This is a genomic window from Yersinia alsatica (genome assembly GCF_025133195.1).
Taxonomy (GTDB): Bacteria; Pseudomonadota; Gammaproteobacteria; order Enterobacterales; family Enterobacteriaceae; genus Yersinia; species Yersinia alsatica.
In genome coordinates, this window is sequence record NZ_CP104006.1 from 4,398,971 (window position 1) to 4,416,430 (window position 17,460).

Here is a 17,460-nt window from a genome sequence, read left to right on the forward strand (position 1 = left end):
GACTCATCCCCCATCAATGCATCGATGGGGGAATTTACCCGCAAATTATATCACCAAGGCAATGTGTGCCCCTGATAGTCAATAAAGCCATGCCCACCCTTACCGGAAGCGTGTTCAATTTGATCAACCACCCCTTTCACACTGGTAGCAATGGTCAATGGCGCGGCATCTCCTCCCATATCAGTTTTTACCCACCCCGGATGAATGGATAAAACGGTTAGCGATGGGTCGGCCACCTCGGCAACCAGATTACGCGTCATCATATTCAATGCAGCCTTACTTGCTGAATATAAAGGCTTATGACCGGAAGCATTATGATCAAGGCTACCTAATTGAGACGACATAAAGGCCAATACACTGTGGGTTGGATTACGTTGTGCTAGCAGAAGTTGGGCAATACGAATGGGTGAAACTGCATTCGTTTGGAACAATTCGAGGATCTCTTCTGGTTTAGCCTCAATCGCAGATTGATGCTCTGGCCCAGAAATGCCCGCATTAACAAATATCAGGTCAAACTTCTGGCCCTCAACTTGGGGTAAAAACTCTTTAATACTTTCAGGTTGATTGATATCTAATGTCAACCAGTGAGCCGCATGCGCGCTGGTATCTTTCGCTGCACCACGTGTTGTCGCAGTCACTGACCATCCACGGCGATTAAGTTCATCAACCAGACCCAGACCCAAGCCCCGAGAGGCTCCAATGATCAATGCCTGTCTTTTAGTTGTGCTCATATCATTTTCCCTTCGGTGAAGTTAGCTGGCAACAATTTCTACCTGTTATAACTCTCTACAACTGTCTTATATATAGTATCTCACCTAAAGGAAAAGCGGCGCTTGGCCGCTTTTAATATCTCGCACTTTGGTAACAGTTCTTAAGTTAGTGCTCACCAACCCCGCGCCACAATGTGACACTCTCGCCACACAGCCGCAAATTGATACCGCCGTCTGTGATATTCAGTTCAGATGAACCTTCAATGCACTGCCATTGAGTAACATTAAGTAATGGCGAGCGCGGCAATAAAATATCGGTATCGCGGCTACGTTGTATGGCCACCATCACCCGCTCACGCTGATAGCTACGAATAAATATCAGAGAATCTCCATTGGCATGAATAACCTGACATCCTCCACGCCGCAGCGCCATACTTTTGTGTCGCAAGGCCGCCATTCGCTGGCACAGTTTCAGCAGGTCCTCTTGCCATAGCGCTTTATCCCACGGGAAAGGTTTACGGCAGTACGGGTCATTGCCGCCATCCAAGCCAATCTCATCGCCATAAAACAAGCAAGGCACACCAATCCAGCTAAACAACCATACTAGCGCCATTTGCATGCGGGCTTTATCACCATTGAGCAGCGTGATAAAACGGGCGGTATCATGGCTGTCTAACTGGTTAAATGCACGCAGCTGATGGCCATGAGGCAATCCAGCACGATATTCATCCATCCAATAGGCGCAATCTTCAGCCTGCAGTTTTATCGGATGATAGGCAACATCCTGACCAGCCAAGAAGCCGCGCACCGGCAAGGCAAAACCCATATAGTTCATTGCCGCATCTTCCACTCCGGCATGCAACCAGTTACGGGCATCACCAAAGTGTTCCCCCAACATATAAGCTTGAGGATTCTCTTCTTTCGCGGCCTGATAGATACCGGCCAGATGGCGTAAATTGCCTTTTGCTCCGCCCTCTTCCCCCAGCATATGCACCACATCCAGCCGCCAGCCATCAATGCTGTATGGCGGTTTTAACCAATGGCGAACCACACTATCTGCGCCACGATAAATTTGATTCACCACACCTTCATTGGCAAAGTTGAGCTTTGGTAAGCTGGCATTGCCTTTCCAATCCAGCGCCCGCCCATCAGGGAAGAAATTAAACCAACCGCGATAAGGCGAATCCTGATGGTGGCAAGCGCCATTCTCACCTTGCTGATGACGGTCAAACCAATGGTGGGAATCGCCGGTGTGATTAAACACGCCATCAAGAACTAACTTGATCCCGGCCTCACGCGTGGCATGGCGTAATTGTAGAAAAGCTGGCTCGCCCCCGAAATGAGGGTCAACCTGGTAATAATCTTGTGTGTCATATTTATGGACACTGGGGGCGGTGAAAATCGGGTTCAGATACAGCGCAGTAACACCTAATTGCTGCAAATACGGGATTTTTTGACTGATACCGGCCAAATCACCCCCATAGAATGTCGAGGCCGCATTGGTATCATCCAATGGCTGTTGCCATTCACGGCGTGAGACGGAAACACCGGCGGCATGGTGGGTATAGCTGCCCTCCTGCACGCCATGTTCACCCTGACTACTGGCAAAACGGTCGGGGAATATCTGATAAAAAATCTGGTCAGCGACCCAATCCGGGCCACTGTCAGGCAGATCGATGGCAAACTGGGCCAATTGCGCGGGCGGTACTTTTGAAAAGCCCAGCGGGCCGAACCACTGCTGATCATCATGCCACAACAGTTTGAAGCAATAGCGCCGTGTCGGCTGGCCTTCGTGTAAAGCTAGTTTCGCGCGATAACACCAAAAGCCATCACGTTGCTGCCCCTTCATGCTAAGCAGCCACTCTTCGTTATCTGGCTCACAGCGTAAGAAAACCTGCTCGGGCAAATTGTCACCCTGCAACCATAAAGTAATGTGTAATGCGTCGCCTTGCTGACGAACAAAAGGCGTAACCGGTAAATGCCAACCACTAAGCATAAAACTCTCCTGCTTTAACCAAAACCATTCCTGTTAAGGCTATCTGGTGCAGACATTAGCGCCGCGACACATTCACCCGTAAAATAATTAATCGATATAAACAGTGCCATGTTATTGGATGCAGCCCATCATCTGTCGGCATAAATATCAGGGATGAGGCCGGGGGCGGAGAGAGATTGATTAGGATATCAGAGAGACAAAAACTAGAGACTCAGTGAACTTCAAGGTGGCGGAGATAAGAAAAAGCCGGGAAATCTCCCGGCTTTAAATTGAGTTTAATTTAGTCTTACTCAGCTTCTTTCACGGCGATTGCTTGTTTCTTCTGATGACTGACTTTGAAGTAATAGCCCACCAGCAACACTGCAATCCACACCAACCCGACATACAGTGAAATGCGGGTGGTTGGGAACCAACCAATCAGGCCGATAATAAATACCAGGAAAATGATTGCCAGCACTGAGGTAAAAGTGCCGCCGCGCAGCGGGAAATCCAGTGCCTTAATTTGATCTTTACTCAGCGAACGACGGAAGCCAATCTGGGAGAACAGGATCATAATCCACACCCAGACAGTAGCAAAGGTCGCCAGCGAGGCAATAACCAAGAACACATTCTCTGGCATGATGTAATTGAGGTAGACCGCAATTAACATGGCAAACATCATGACCAACACCGTGACCCACGGTACGCCGCGCTTGGAGATGGCCGCAAAGACTTTTGGTGCATGGCCTTGTTCAGCCATCCCATTCAGCATGCGCCCAACACCGAACACATCACTGTTAATGGCAGATAACGAAGCGGTGATAACCACAAAGTTCAGGATACCCGCCGCCACGGTAATTCCCATGTGCTGGAAGGTCAGAACAAATGGGCTGCCGTTCGTGCCGACTTGGTTCCACGGATAAATAGACATGATGACAAACAGTGTACCGACATAAAACACCAGAATACGCCACGGCACGGAGTTGATCGCTTTGGGAATGGATTTTTTCGGGTTTTCGGCTTCACCGGCAGTAATACCGATAATTTCAATACCGCCATAGGCAAACATCACCAGTTGCAATGACAGGATCATGCCAACAAAACCGTTACTAAAGAAGCCGCCATTGGTCCATAGATTATGAATACCGGTCGGCTGCCCGCCGTTGCCAATACCCCAAATAATGATGCCAACACCGGCCAGAATCATGATGATGATGGTGGCAACTTTAAAGAATGAGAACCAAAATTCCAGTTCGCCGAATACTTTGACACTCATCATATTGATAGCGCCAATAATAAGGACGACACTCAATACCCATACCCAATGAGGTACATCTGGAAACCAGACCCCCATATAGATACCGAAGGCAGTCACATCGGCAATAGCGACTATCAGGATCTCAAAACAATAGGTCCAACCGGTGATATAACCCGCCATTGGCCCAAGGTAATCTTGTGCATAACGAGAGAAAGAGCTGGCTTGCGGATTATTGACTGACATTTCGCCCAAGGCACGCATGATGATGAATGCCACCACGCCACCAATAAGATATGCCAATAATACACTGGGCCCAGCCATTCTTATTGCATCAGCCGAACCATAGAATAAGCCGGTACCTATTGCAGACCCTAATGCCATAAAACGGATATGGCGTGTCGTCAGGCCGCGTTTCAGCTTATTTTTGACTGGTAATTCCATGAACATTGTCCCGTCTTTTTTCAGCAAAAAGCCACGGGGATGAGCCGTGGCTAAAAATATCCTATGACTGTGCAGTTATTGCTTGGCAGCAACTTCCTGGCGACAGCAGAGCCGATCGTACAACCCTACGACGACGAATACCAGCAGTGAAGGCGATAACCATGCCAGACCTTGTTCAGCCAATGGTAGATGCTGGGTCCACTCCGGCAGGAAATGCGCGAATGTGGACGCTTTTACCGCATCCAGAATACCAAACAGCAAGCTGACCAACATGACTGGCGCCACAATACGTGAGGCGTGATGCCACCAACGCAAGGTGAAACTCATCAGTACCAGCACAATACAAGGTGGATAAATCGCCGTCAGCACTGGGATAGAGATCTGAATCAGATGACTCAGCCCCAGATTCGATACCATCATTGAGAAGATACCGAGGATAAAGACCAGCGTCCGGTATGACAATGGCAGGTATTGAGCAAAGAATTCAGCACAGGCGCAAGTCAGGCCAACCGCAGTGACCATACAGGCGATGAAAATCAGCGCTGCCAGGAACACGCTCCCCAAGCCACCGAAAGTATGCTGAACATAAGTATGCAATACCACGGCACCGTTTTGGGCATCAGGTGTCAGGCTGCCACTGCCAGAACCCAACTTAAACAAGCTCAGGTAAACCAGTGTCAAACCCACACCGGCAATTAAGCCCGCCCAGATGGTATAGCGCGTCAACAGCCTCGGGGATACAACACCACGTGAACGCGCGGCATTGACGATAACTATCCCGAAGACCAGAGCACCTAAGGTATCCATGGTCAAATAGCCATTAACGAAACCTGAGGAAAATGGCACTTGTTGGTAAGCATCAGTTGCCGGAATCAACGGGCCAGCAGGCCAAATCAAGGCGGCAATACCCAAAATAGCCAGCGCCAAAATTTTCAGCGGGGCCAAAATATGCCCGACGGTATCCAGTAAACGCCCCGGATACAGCGAAATTCCAATAACTAGCGCGAAGTAAACCACGCTATAGATAAACAGCGGCAGCGGGCCATCACCGGTCAAAGGTGCAATACCCACTTCGAAGGAAACAGTGGCGGTACGCGGGATCGCAAACAGGGGTCCGACAGCCAGATAACAGACGGTAGCCAGAACCAGACCCGCACCACGGCCAATTGGCGTACTCAGGGCATCGATACCGCCGCCCACACGAGCCAGTGCGATAACGGTAATCACCGGTAATCCAACCGCAGTAATCAGGAAGCCCAAAGCAGCCCACCAAACATGTTCACCCGATTGTAAACCAACCATCGGTGGGAAGATGATGTTGCCAGCTCCAACGAATAAGGCAAAGGTCATAAAACCTAATGCCATAATATCTTTAGACGATAAACGATGACTCATAGTGGTGTGTGTTGCCTAGTTAAATGACCAAAAGAAAAAGTTCTACGTTGTGGCCTTTCCGATGTGATCGAAACGATATAAAGCTCTGATAAACGCAAACTCCGGCGGTTAATAAGCAATCTATTTCGTCAGTATGCAGTGTTTTTGAAGTTATTTGCAGGTGGAATAGGCCAACAACGGCGGTAAGTAGACCGTTTATAGCGGAGAAAGGCAAGTCAGGATCACAAAAGCAGAGTCTTCATCCAGACAATCTTTTCAAACCAGTCAATCATGCCAGATTTAGAGAAATACACGCCATATGATTTGTATCATTTATAGCCACCCATTAACATTTTAATCAGCAAAACCTAGCTCTTTTCGGGTATGGCTAAGCACCTCGGGGGGCAATGGCAAATAACCATCGTGAGTGACCCGTTGTTGCCCTTCGGGTGATAAAACACGCTCAAGAAAGGCTGCGGTTAAAGGTTCCAGCGGTTGGCCCGGCGCTTTATTAATATAGATGTACAAATAACGCGCCAACGGATAGTTACCGTCTTTGACGTTTTCAGCGGTTGGCATCACAAAATCCTGACCATTCACCGCCAATGCCAGCGGTTTAACCCCACTGTTACGAAAACCAATGCTGGCATAGCCAATGCCATTTAATGAACCAGCCACGGCTTGCACAACGGATGCAGAACCGGGCAATTCATTGACATTATTAACAAAATCACCATCACACAATACTCGGTGCTTGAAGAAACCATAGGTTCCCGAGGCTGAATTTCGGCTATAGCGTTGCAGTGAACGATCCGTCCAGCGTCCCCCCAATCCCAACTCACCAAAACGAACAATGCGATGAGGCTCCCCACAGCGGCGATTCTGCGAGAAAATAGCATCAAGCTGAGGCAACGTTATTTTATTCAATGGGTTGTCTCGATGAACAAACACCACTAATGCATCAACGGCAACAGGTATGGCAAGGGGGGGATAACCATAACGCTGGGTAAATGCATTAATTTCAGCCGCTTTCATTGACCGACTCATCGGGCCAAGTTGGGCGGCCCCCGCAGCCAATGCCGCAGGAGCCGTAGAGGAACCCGCCGCCTGTATTTGCAAATTAACGCCGGGGTAATGATGATTGAAATCTTCGGCCCACAAAGACATCAGATTGGCCAAAGTGTCAGAGCCGACACTGGAAAGATTACCGGATAATGTATGACTGGCAGAAATCGACGATGATGGCAGCCCGCTCGCCACAGGCGCTAGCGCCGTCGGTTGCGCTAAAACGCCATAGCTAAACCACAGCATAGCATTCAATAGCGCCAGTTTTCCCCATCTCATCAATTTAGTATCCGTGCCGTCTTAGGATTTGACTGCATTCTCGGTTAAAACCGTCGGAACAATCAACCGATTCGGCAAGGTAAAAATAAATCGCGTCCCCAAACCGATTTCACTCATCACATCCAGACGGGCATCGTGGTGGCTCAATGCATGCTTCACAATGGCCAACCCTAACCCACTGCCGCCAGTCTGCCTTGAACGTGCTTTATCCACCCGATAGAAGCGTTCAGTAAGGCGCGGAACATGCTCAGGACCAATACCCGGCCCATTATCACTAACCTGAAACTGTGCACCCTGCGGCGTTTGCTGCCAACACACCTCAATTTTAGTCCCTTCAGGTGTGTGGTTGACTGCGTTATAGACCAAGTTAGAAACCGCACTGCGCAATTGGTCTTCATTGCCGAAGACCTTCAGTTGCTCATTAATTCGAAACGTAATCTCATGACGCCCATTACTCAATGCCTGAACCTCATGCTGTAGCATCTTCAGCATGCGGGGAATATCCACCTGCTCATTTAGATCCACATTAGGTGCGGCTTCAATTCGTGATAGCGTCAATAGTTGTTTTACCAACCCATCCATCCGCTTGGTTTGTTCCTGCATCGTCCCTAAGGCTTTTTCACGTAATGGGCCAGCCAACTCTTGGTCATGCATCATTTCCAGATACCCCTGCAACACTGTCAGTGGGGTACGCAGTTCATGGCTGACATTAGCAAAAAAGTTACGGCGAGCACCTTCCAACTGGCGCATTTGGGTAACATCTCGGGCGACCATAAGTAATTGCCCTTCAGAATAAGGCATCACACGGAACTCAACGTAATAACCATTATTCAATTGCAGGGTCAGGGGGCGAGAAAACTCTTGTTGTTGCAGATATTGGCTAAATTCCGGGTAGCGCAATAAGTTGAGAATATGCTGACCATTATCTTCCGGCCAACGGAACCCCAACAGTTGCTGGGCCAATCCATTACACCAGAAAATATTGCCGTCAATGGTGGTAATCACCACCGCATCAGGTAATGATTCTGCACCACTGCGGAAACGTTTGATAAGCAAGGCTAATTCCCGCCGACGCCGACGATTTCGCAACTGCATCTGGTATAAGCCGTAAAATAAAGGCTCCCAGCTCCAGCGCCCGGCGGGGGGAGTCATGCTGCGGTCTAACCACAGCCAGTGAGATAATTTGAGTTGGTTATAGAAATTCCAGACCAGTGCCGCTACTACTGAAACCAGTAATAGCCAAGGAAGGTAGCCGATAAAGGCACCTAACAATAATGCAGGCAGACAAAAAAGAGCCAGCTCTAGAGCCAGCGTTTTCCACGATAAACGTTCTAACACAACGAATTCTCCGGCACTGAAAACTCAGTAGCGCGTTGAGAAACGATATCCAGTTCCCCGGACGGTTTGTACCATTCTGTCATGACCATTAACTTCAAGCGCCTTACGTAACCGACGAATATGCACGTCAACCGTGCGATCTTCTACATAAACGTTAGTGCCCCAGACATAATTAAGCAACTGCTCACGGCTGTATACCCGCTCAGGATGGGTCATAAAGAAGTGCAGCAGTTTAAATTCGGTTGGCCCCATATCAAGCGCCTGTTCATTGGCCATCACCCGGTGCGAGGAAGGGTCAAGGCTCAATCCTTGCATTTCAATCACTTCCTCTACAGCCATTGGTGAGATCCGGCGCATAACCGCTTTAATGCGCGCCACCAGCTCTTTTGGCGAAAAAGGCTTGGTAATATAATCATCGGCACCCACTTCCAAACCACGCACTCGGTCTTCTTCTTCACCACGGGCAGTCAACATCATTACTGGAATATCTCGAGTCAGCGCTTCGCGTTTCATATGCTTAATAAACTGAATACCTGAGCCACCGGGCAACATCCAGTCCAACAGCACTAAATCAGGGAAAGGCTCCGACAAACGCGTTACCGCGCTGTCATAATCTTCGGCTTCTAACGGTTGGTAACCATTCTGTTCCAACACAAAGCACACCATCTCACGGATTGGTGCTTCATCTTCCACCACAAGTATGCGTCTTGCCATCATCAACCCTGCCAGTAAGTTAGTGGTCACTATGTTATGTCGCGAGCCATTATGCGTCAGTTTTGTGACATTTTTATGAAAAACATCACGCTATCATAAGCAATAAGCATAGTGATAAATTTCATGTTAATTGCAAAATACAGCACTCAAATTTGCGAAGCTTCTCGGAGATTTCTCCCATAGCTTCTTTTTAGCCGCGACATCCCGCAAACAGCGTTTATAATCAGCGCCATTCTATGAAAGATAACCTGCCATAGCGGGAGTTTTATGCGCATTATTCACACCTCTGACTGGCATTTAGGCCAACATTTCTTCACCAAAAGCCGTGCTGCTGAACATCAGGCTTTTTTGCATTGGCTTATTGAGCAAATTGAAGATAATCAGGTGGATGCGCTAATCGTTGCCGGTGACATATTTGATACTGGCTCGCCTCCCAGTTATGCCCGCGAGCTTTATAATCGTTTTGTGGTCGAGCTCCAACCCACTGGCTGCCAGTTGGTGGTGCTGGGGGGGAACCACGATTCAGTCTCAACACTGAATGAATCACGGGGTTTGCTTTCCTATCTAAATACCACTGTAATTTCCTGTGCCAGCAGCCATCTGGATCAGCAAATCATTATTCTGAAAGACCGCCAGCACCAGCCCGCAGCACTGCTGTGCGCCATTCCTTTTCTACGACCCCGTGATTTAGTGACCAGTCAGGCAGGTGAATCTGGCGGGCAAAAGCAACTGGCATTGCAAGAAGCAATCGCGGCTCACTATCAGGCGCTATATCAGCGAGCTGTTGAACGGCGTTCCGAGCTAAATTTACCCTTACCGATTATCGCCACCGGGCACCTGACTACTGTTGGTGTGACGACCAGTGACTCGGTTCGCGATATTTATATCGGCACATTGGATGCTTTCCCGGCGCAAGCTTTCCCTCCTGCGGATTATATTGCTTTGGGTCATATCCATCGTGCTCAGCAAGTGGCCAAAACTGAACATATTCGTTACAGCGGCTCGCCAATCGCCTTGAGTTTTGATGAGTTAAGCAAGGAGAAAAGCGTCTATCTGGTGGAATTTACGCAACAAACATTGTCGTCAGTTACCCCACTGTTTATTCCACAATTTCAGCCAATGCAGCTAGTCAAAGGTGATTTACCGCAGATAGAGCAACAGTTGGCTAAATTCGCTGACCACCAAGGTTTACCGGTATGGTTGGATATCGAGGTTGCCACTCAAGACTATCTCACTGATATCCAAAGACGAATTCAAGCACTAACTGCGGAACTCCCAGTTGAAGTGGTGTTATTACGCCGCAGTAAAGAGCAACGCAATATCGGAATAGACCGGCAAGAAAAAGAGACCCTCAATGAGCTGAGTGTGTCTGATGTATTTGAGCGCAGACTGGCACTGGAGGCCGATTTAGCCGAGCCGCGCCAACAGCGTATGCGCCAAATGTTTCATCAAGTTATTGAAGACGTAACGCAAGGCAAAGATGCCGCAGAGGAGCAATCTATATGAGAATTTTAAGCCTGCGTCTGAAAAACATTAACTCTCTGCAAGGCGAGTGGAAGATAGATTTCACCGCTGAGCCGTTTGCCAGCAACGGATTATTCGCGATCACTGGCCCCACTGGCGCCGGTAAAACCACACTGTTGGATGCAATTTGTCTTGCGTTGTACCACCAGACTCCACGGCTGAATGTCACGCCCAGCCAGAATGAATTAATGACCCGCCATACAGCGGAGTCACTGGCCGAAGTTGAGTTTGAGGTAAAAGGCACCCGCTACCGCGCATTCTGGAGCCAGCGCCGCGCTAAAAATAGCCCAGAAGGGAATCTGCAAGCCCCTAAAGTTGAATTGGCGCTCTGCGAAGACGGCAAAATTCTGGCGGATAAAGTACGTGACAAATTGGATATGGTGGCGGCAATCACTGGGCTGGATTTTGGCCGTTTTACCAAATCCATGATGCTGTCGCAGGGGCAATTTGCTGCGTTCCTCAATGCTGATGCCAATGATCGTGCGGAATTATTAGAAGAGTTAACCGGCACCGACATCTATGGGCGGCTATCTGAGCATGTATTTGAGCAACATAAGCAGGCTAAGATCTCGCTGGATGCTTTACATCAGCGTGCCAGTGGCATTGAACTGCTGAATGAAGAGCAGCGCCTGGCTGTGGCGCAACAAATTGATGCTCTTGGCGAACAAGAAAAGCAACTCACCTCAGAGCAACAAACCAATCAGAAACAGATAAACTGGCTAGTCGGTTGGCAGCAGCAGCAAAAAAATCTGCTGGAATTTCAGCAACAGCAAAAACTCATTGAGCAAGAATACCAACAGGCTCAGCCGGAGTTGCAACGACTGGCCCGTAGTGAGCCCGCAGAAAAACTACGTCCTTTGCTGCGAGAATGTTCACGCAGCCAGCAAGATTTGCAACAAATACAACTGCGTGTCACTACTCTGGCCCAACAACAGCAACAACTTCAGGCGCAACTTACCCCGCTGGCTGAAGCACTGGAGCAAGCCAACTTAGCTCGCCAGCAGCAAGCTACCAAACAGCATGAGCAAGAAACACTAATTGAACAAAAAGTGGTGCCACTGGATAACCTTATTACCCAGCAACAGCATCTCTTGGCGCAGCTTGCGACACAGCTACAGCAACTGCGAGGTAAAGAGCAACAAAGTAAACAACAGCTAGAACTCAATGAGCGGCAACTGCAACAAACCCATCAACGCCTGCAACAACTGGCTGAATATGCACATATTAATGCTCACCATCAACATTGGGAAAAAAATCTACCTTTGTGGCGTGAGCAATTCCGTCAGTTACATATACAGCAACAACAATCCGTTGAAAGCGAGCAACAGTTACAGCAACTGGTTACGTTGCTCAACAACTTGCAACAGCAAACTGCCACACTGAACGAGCAGGATAAACAGCAGCAAGCGGCATTAGTGCAAGCCAACTTGCAAGCAAGCAGCATCCAGCAACAACTATCGGCACTTGAGCAGTTGCACCCCTCGGCACAGTTACGCCACCAGTTGAGTGAACTCCAGCAACAGCGGGCAGTGCGACAGCAATTAGCGGCATTATCCCCTCTAGCGCAGCAAGTTCAGACACAGCACGATAAACAGCAGCAACAGTTAATTAGTCAGCAACAGCAGCTAAAGCAACTGGAACAGCAGTTAGCCGAAAAACGTCAACGATATAAACAACAAAAACAGCATCTGACGGATTTGGAAGCCCTTCTGGATCGCGAAAAGCAGATAGTCCGCCTAGAAGCAGAAAGGGCCAAACTGCAACCAGGTGATGCTTGCCCACTATGTGGCGCAGTGGATCACCCGGCGATTACTGAGTATCAAGCGGTAAAACCATCAGAAACTGCGGTACGAGTTGAGGCGCTGCGCCTTCAGGTTGAACAACTCTTCACCGCCGGAACAGAATTACGTACACAAGTAGGAAATACCCAACAGCAGCAGTTGCGTCTGGAACAAGAGCTACAACAAAGCCAGCAGCAACTGGCGGATTATCACCAACGCTGGCAAACACTGACAAAACCGTTGGCGCTGACATTGGCATTAAATGACGTGGCGGCGTTAACAATCTGGCTGGAACAACAGGAGCAGTCTGAACAGTTCTGCCAGCAAAAACTGGCCGAATATGAACAACTGAACCAGCAACATCAACAAGCCAAAGATATGCTGGCCCAAGCAGAGCAACTGCAACAAAAGCATCAACAACAGTTATCACTGGTGCTTCAGCGTCAACAAGATACCCAGCAATCCCACCAACAATTGGTTGCCCAACATCAGCGCCAGCAAGATGAGTTGGCAAAAATGCGCCAAAGTTTCAGCGATGCTCTGGCGGCAGTTTCGCTATCAATACCTGAAACAAGTCAGCAGGAAAGTTGGCTGGCACAACGCGAAGCAGAAAATCAGCGCTGGCATCAGTATCAACAAGAGCAACAACAACTGGAACTTGGGCAAAAAGCACTGGAAACGCAGATTGAAAATGAGCGTCGCCACTTGCAAGAATATGTCGACCAATTATCAGTCCTTAGCCTGCAACATCAACAAGCTGAAATCCTGCTGCAACAACACAATCAGCATCGCCACGCCCTATTTGGCGACGACAATGTGACCGAGGCACGTCAGCGACTACGCCAGCAACAGCAGCAAGTAGAATTAGCACAACAGAATGCAGCGACGGCCCTGCAACAAGCTCAATCCCAACTTCACCTGATATCCGGTGAACTGGCAGGTTTAGAGCAGCAGCAGCAACAAAATCAGCAGCGCGCCGCCACCGCCCAAACTGAATTACAGCAAGCACTGGCAAACAGTGAGTTCATTGATGAAGCAGCCTTAACCGCAGCATTACTAAGCGAAGAAGAAAGGCAACGTTTGCAGCAATGGCAGCAACAATTGAGCGAGCGCCAGCAACAAGCCAATATCCGACTACAACAAGCCAATGAAGCATTGGAGCAATATCTCCAAGCTTGCCCTGCCGGTGTGTCTCAAACCTCTGAATTGACACTATTACAGCAGCAGTCAGAGCAACTACTGGCACAGTTAAAAGCCAATACATTGCGTCAAGGTGAATTACGCAATCAGCTAGAGAGCGACGCCGTTCGTCGTAGCAATCAGCACGCGCTGTTTGAGCAAATTGAACGTAGCCAACAACAATATGATGATTGGAGCTATCTCAATCACTTAATTGGCTCCAAAGAAGGCGATAAATTCCGCAAGTTCGCGCAGGGTCTAACACTCGACCATTTGGTCTATCTGGCAAATAACCAGCTTAGTCGTTTGCATGGCCGCTATCAGCTGCAACGAAAAACCAGCGATGCACTAGAGCTGCAAGTAGTGGATACCTGGCAGGCAGATGCTATACGTGATACCCGCACACTATCTGGGGGAGAGAGCTTTTTGGTCAGTTTGGCCTTAGCTCTGGCACTATCGGATTTGGTCAGCCATAAAACCAGTATTGACTCACTGTTCCTTGATGAAGGTTTTGGTACGTTGGATGCTGAGACACTGGATACCGCACTGGATGCCCTGGATAGCCTGAATGCGTCGGGCAAAACCATCGGGGTTATTAGCCATGTTGAGGCAATGAAAGACCGAATCCCAGTGCAAATTAAAGTGAAAAAAATCAACGGGCTGGGTGTTAGCCGCCTGGATAATATTTTTAGGGTAAATCAAGACTAAGCCAATACAGCTCGCCCTTGTTACGGCCTCAAAACCGCAGGACAAATATAAGCCCCCAAAGTCATTGAGGCCACAGCCAGGGAGCAAACGAACACATCCCGATGAGCTCGCTCAAGTCAGTGATTCGGGTGAGTGGGCCTAGTCAACCCTCTCGGGTTCTCAAAACGAGGGGGAAGAAATTACCCAAAACCATTGAGGCCACAGCCAGGCAGCAAACGAACGCATCCCGATAAACTTACTCAAGTCAGTGATTCAGGTGAGTGGGCCTAGCTAACACCATCGTGCCCTCAAAACGCAGGGTAAGAAACTACCCAAAGTCATTCAGGCCACAGCCAGGCAGCAAACGAACGCATCCCGATAAACTTACTCAAGTCAGTGATTCAGGTGAGTGGGCCTAGCCAACACTCTCGGGTTCTCAAAACGCAGGCTAAATAAATTATCCAAAGTCATTGGCGTTACAGCTAGGCAGCAAACGAACGCATCCCGATGAGCTTACTCAAGTCAGTGATTCGGGTAAGTGGGCCTAGCTAACACCATCGTGCTCTCAAAATGCAGGGTAAGAAATTACCCAAAGCCATTGGCGTTACAGCCAGGCAGCAAACGAACGCATCCCGATGAGCTTACTCAAGTCAGTGATTCGGGTAAGTGGGCCTAGCTAACACTCTCGGATTCTCAAAACGCAGGGTAAGAAATTACCCAAAGTCATTGGCGTTACAGCTAGGCAGCAAACGAACGCATCCCGATGAGCTCACTCAAGTCAGTGATTCGGGTAAGTGGGCCTAGCCAACACTCTCGGGCTCTCAAAACGCAGGGTAAGAAATTACCCAAAGTCATTGGCGTTACAGCTAGGCAGCAAACGAACGCATCCCGATGAGCTTACTCAAGTAAGTGATTCGGGTAAGTGAGTGCAGCTAACAACGCTGTAGCGTCAAGGGCGAAGGGTAATTGCAGGCCACAGCCAGGCGGCGCCACGCACCCCACTCGAATCCCCATGCAATGCTTTACGGATTGGCGTTTCGCACTCACCACCAAAGACCCAAGGGCTGATTAACCTCGGTAATGTTTTATACAATCGGTCGACATTACTCATCCCTCCGCCCAATACCACCACATCGGGATCAAACAGATTTATTACATGGGCCAGTGATTTTGCCAACCGCTGTTCATAATTGCTAATAGCTTGTTCAGCAACCGCATCACCTTGCTCAACCAAGGTTATAATTTCATGACCTTTAAGAGGTTTACCGCTCAAACGGAAGTAATCGGTGGCAAAGCCAGTGCCGGAAACGAAGGTTTCAATACAGCCTTTTTTACCGCAATAACAAGCAACTTCTTGCTGATACTGCCGCTCTTCATCATTTTGCCACGGTAACGGATTATGCCCCCACTCACCGGCGATGCCATTACCACCAGCATGTACGCGCCCATCAATAGCAATACCAGACCCACAGCCCGTGCCAATAATAGCCGCAAACACCAGATGTTTTCCGGCTCCGGCACCATCGGTGGCCTCCGATACAGCCAAACAGTTAGCATCATTTGCCAGACGTACCGGACGAGAGAGTAACTCTGACAAATCTTTATCTAGCACCTGACCATTCAACCATACAGAATTGGCATTTTTTACCTTGCCGGTAAAAGGAGAAAGCGTGCCTGGAATCCCCACACCAACACTGCCCTGCTCCCCAATGGCTTGTTCAGCATCCATAACCAAATCCGCAATCGCCAGTAAAGTTTGTTGATAATCATGGCGCGGAGTATCGACCCGCTTGCGGAAAAGCTCTGTCCCGTCATTAGCTAAAGCAATGACTTCAATTTTGGTGCCACCTAAATCTATACCAATGCGCATAGCGCCTCACCTCATTGACAGGGTTGCTCTCTGTTTTATAGACAGAAAATTTATCGGCAAATATATTTTTGACAGAAGATTCTATCAATTAGGGTTTTTGGCACTAATACAAATCCTCTCACTCAGTTTGGACAATACCTCGCTGCGACACAATCTTTGTCACCCGCATTTTTGCATTCTGTGGCGTTTGAATCTCTTCAGATAGCAATAATCTTCAATGAATTGCTAGCTGGCTCCCTTTTTTTCTTATTCTTTTTACTAGGGGCCGACGCCTCAATTCGTTATCATGCCGCCCTGCGTTTGATTAACTCGCGCGCTCCAGGCGCGCCCGAGCCAGGGATAACACTATGCTGTGGTTTAAGAATTTAATGGTTTACCGTTTGAGCCGGGAAGTTTCACTGTCTGCGGACGAAATGGAAAAACAGTTAAGCGCCCTGAGCTTCACGCCATGCGGCAGTCAGGATATGGCTAAAACCGGTTGGGTATCACCGATGGGGTCACACAGCGATGCATTAACTCATACGGTTAATGGTCAAATCGTCATTTGTGCGCGCAAAGAAGAGAAAATCTTGCCATCACCGGTGATTAAGCAAGAATTGCAGGCAAAAATTGAACGGCTGGAAGGTGAACAACATCGCAAGCTGAAAAAAACTGAAAAAGACTCATTAAAAGATGAAGTTCTGCACAGTTTATTGCCACGGGCATTCAGTCGCTTTAATCAGACATTCTTGTGGATTGATACTGTCAACGACCTAATTATGGTCGATGCAGCCAGTGCCAAGCGGGCCGAAGATACCTTGGCTTTACTGCGTAAAAGCTTGGGTTCATTACCAGTTGTGCCGCTGACATTAGAAAATCCTATCGAGCTGACCCTAACCGAGTGGGTACGTAGCAAAGAATTGCCTGCAGGTTTTACCTTAATGGATGAAGCCGAATTAAAGGCCATTCTAGAAGAGGGCGGCGTGATCCGCTGTAAGAAGCAGGATCTGTTCAGCGATGAAATTGCAGTGCACATTGAAGCCGGTAAGTTGGTCACCAAATTAGCGCTGGATTGGCAAGAGCGCATCCAATTGGTGCTGTCCGATGATGGCTCACTGAAACGCCTGAAATTCTCAGACACTCTGCGTGAACAGAATGAAGATATTGATCGGGAAGATTTTGCTCAGCGCTTTGATGCCGATTTTATTCTGATGACCAGTGAATTGGCCGCTCTGATTAAAAACCTGATTGAAGCCTTAGGTGGCGAGGCGCAGCACTAACACACT

The 17,460-nt window shown here is 48.7% G+C and carries 11 protein-coding genes; 3 read left to right on the plus strand and 8 right to left on the minus strand.

The window, feature by feature from the left end:
- Nucleotides 1-50: 50 nt before the first annotated feature.
- From N0H69_RS19920 to phoB, 7 genes are all read right to left on the minus strand, one after another.
- On the minus strand, nt 51-731 hold the full coding sequence (locus tag N0H69_RS19920; RefSeq protein WP_050108985.1) for an SDR family oxidoreductase: 681 nt from the start codon (nt 729-731) through the stop codon (nt 51-53).
- 145 nt (nt 732-876) lie between these two features.
- On the minus strand, nt 877-2,706 hold the full coding sequence (malZ, locus tag N0H69_RS19925; protein WP_050151568.1) for a maltodextrin glucosidase: 1,830 nt from the start codon (nt 2,704-2,706) through the stop codon (nt 877-879).
- Nucleotides 2,707-2,992: 286 nt separating this feature from the next.
- Nucleotides 2,993-4,384 (minus strand): proline-specific permease ProY, encoded by a 1,392-nt coding sequence (proY, locus tag N0H69_RS19930; protein WP_050133599.1) that lies wholly within the window; start codon nt 4,382-4,384, stop codon nt 2,993-2,995.
- 75 nt (nt 4,385-4,459) lie between these two features.
- Nucleotides 4,460-5,779 carry a branched-chain amino acid transport system II carrier protein gene (gene brnQ, locus N0H69_RS19935; protein ID WP_050151569.1) on the minus strand — a complete coding sequence of 440 codons (1,320 nt, stop codon included), beginning with the start codon at nt 5,777-5,779 and terminating at the stop codon, nt 4,460-4,462.
- A 333-nt stretch (nt 5,780-6,112) separates the two neighbouring features.
- Complete coding sequence (locus N0H69_RS19940; RefSeq protein WP_050151570.1) at nt 6,113-7,102, minus strand: PstS family phosphate ABC transporter substrate-binding protein; 990 nt, start codon at nt 7,100-7,102, stop codon at nt 6,113-6,115.
- A gap of 21 nt (nt 7,103-7,123) precedes the next feature.
- Nucleotides 7,124-8,440, minus strand: a complete 1,317-nt coding sequence (phoR, locus tag N0H69_RS19945) for a phosphate regulon sensor histidine kinase PhoR (protein WP_050108990.1) — start codon at nt 8,438-8,440, stop codon at nt 7,124-7,126.
- A gap of 24 nt (nt 8,441-8,464) precedes the next feature.
- Nucleotides 8,465-9,154 (minus strand): phosphate response regulator transcription factor PhoB, encoded by a 690-nt coding sequence (gene phoB, locus N0H69_RS19950; protein WP_050108991.1) that lies wholly within the window; start codon nt 9,152-9,154, stop codon nt 8,465-8,467.
- A 267-nt stretch (nt 9,155-9,421) separates the two neighbouring features.
- Between phoB and sbcD the strand changes: the two genes are divergently transcribed.
- Both sbcD and N0H69_RS19960 read left to right on the plus strand, forming a co-directional pair.
- A complete protein-coding gene (sbcD, locus tag N0H69_RS19955; RefSeq protein WP_050151571.1) occupies nt 9,422-10,660 on the plus strand; it encodes an exonuclease subunit SbcD in 1,239 nt (412 codons plus the stop codon).
- Nucleotides 10,657-14,346 (plus strand): AAA family ATPase, encoded by a 3,690-nt coding sequence (locus N0H69_RS19960; protein WP_050151572.1) that lies wholly within the window; start codon nt 10,657-10,659, stop codon nt 14,344-14,346. Before sbcD ends, N0H69_RS19960 begins: the two co-directional genes overlap by 4 nt.
- A 928-nt stretch (nt 14,347-15,274) precedes the next feature.
- Here the strand turns inward: N0H69_RS19960 and mak are convergent.
- Nucleotides 15,275-16,195 (minus strand): fructokinase, encoded by a 921-nt coding sequence (gene mak, locus N0H69_RS19965; RefSeq protein WP_050110036.1) that lies wholly within the window; start codon nt 16,193-16,195, stop codon nt 15,275-15,277.
- Between the two features lie 347 nt (nt 16,196-16,542).
- Here mak and rdgC point away from each other — a divergent pair, with 347 nt between their 5' ends.
- Nucleotides 16,543-17,454 carry a recombination-associated protein RdgC gene (gene rdgC / locus N0H69_RS19970; RefSeq protein WP_050110037.1) on the plus strand — a complete coding sequence of 304 codons (912 nt, stop codon included), beginning with the start codon at nt 16,543-16,545 and terminating at the stop codon, nt 17,452-17,454.
- The last annotated feature ends 6 nt before the right edge of the window (nt 17,455-17,460 follow it).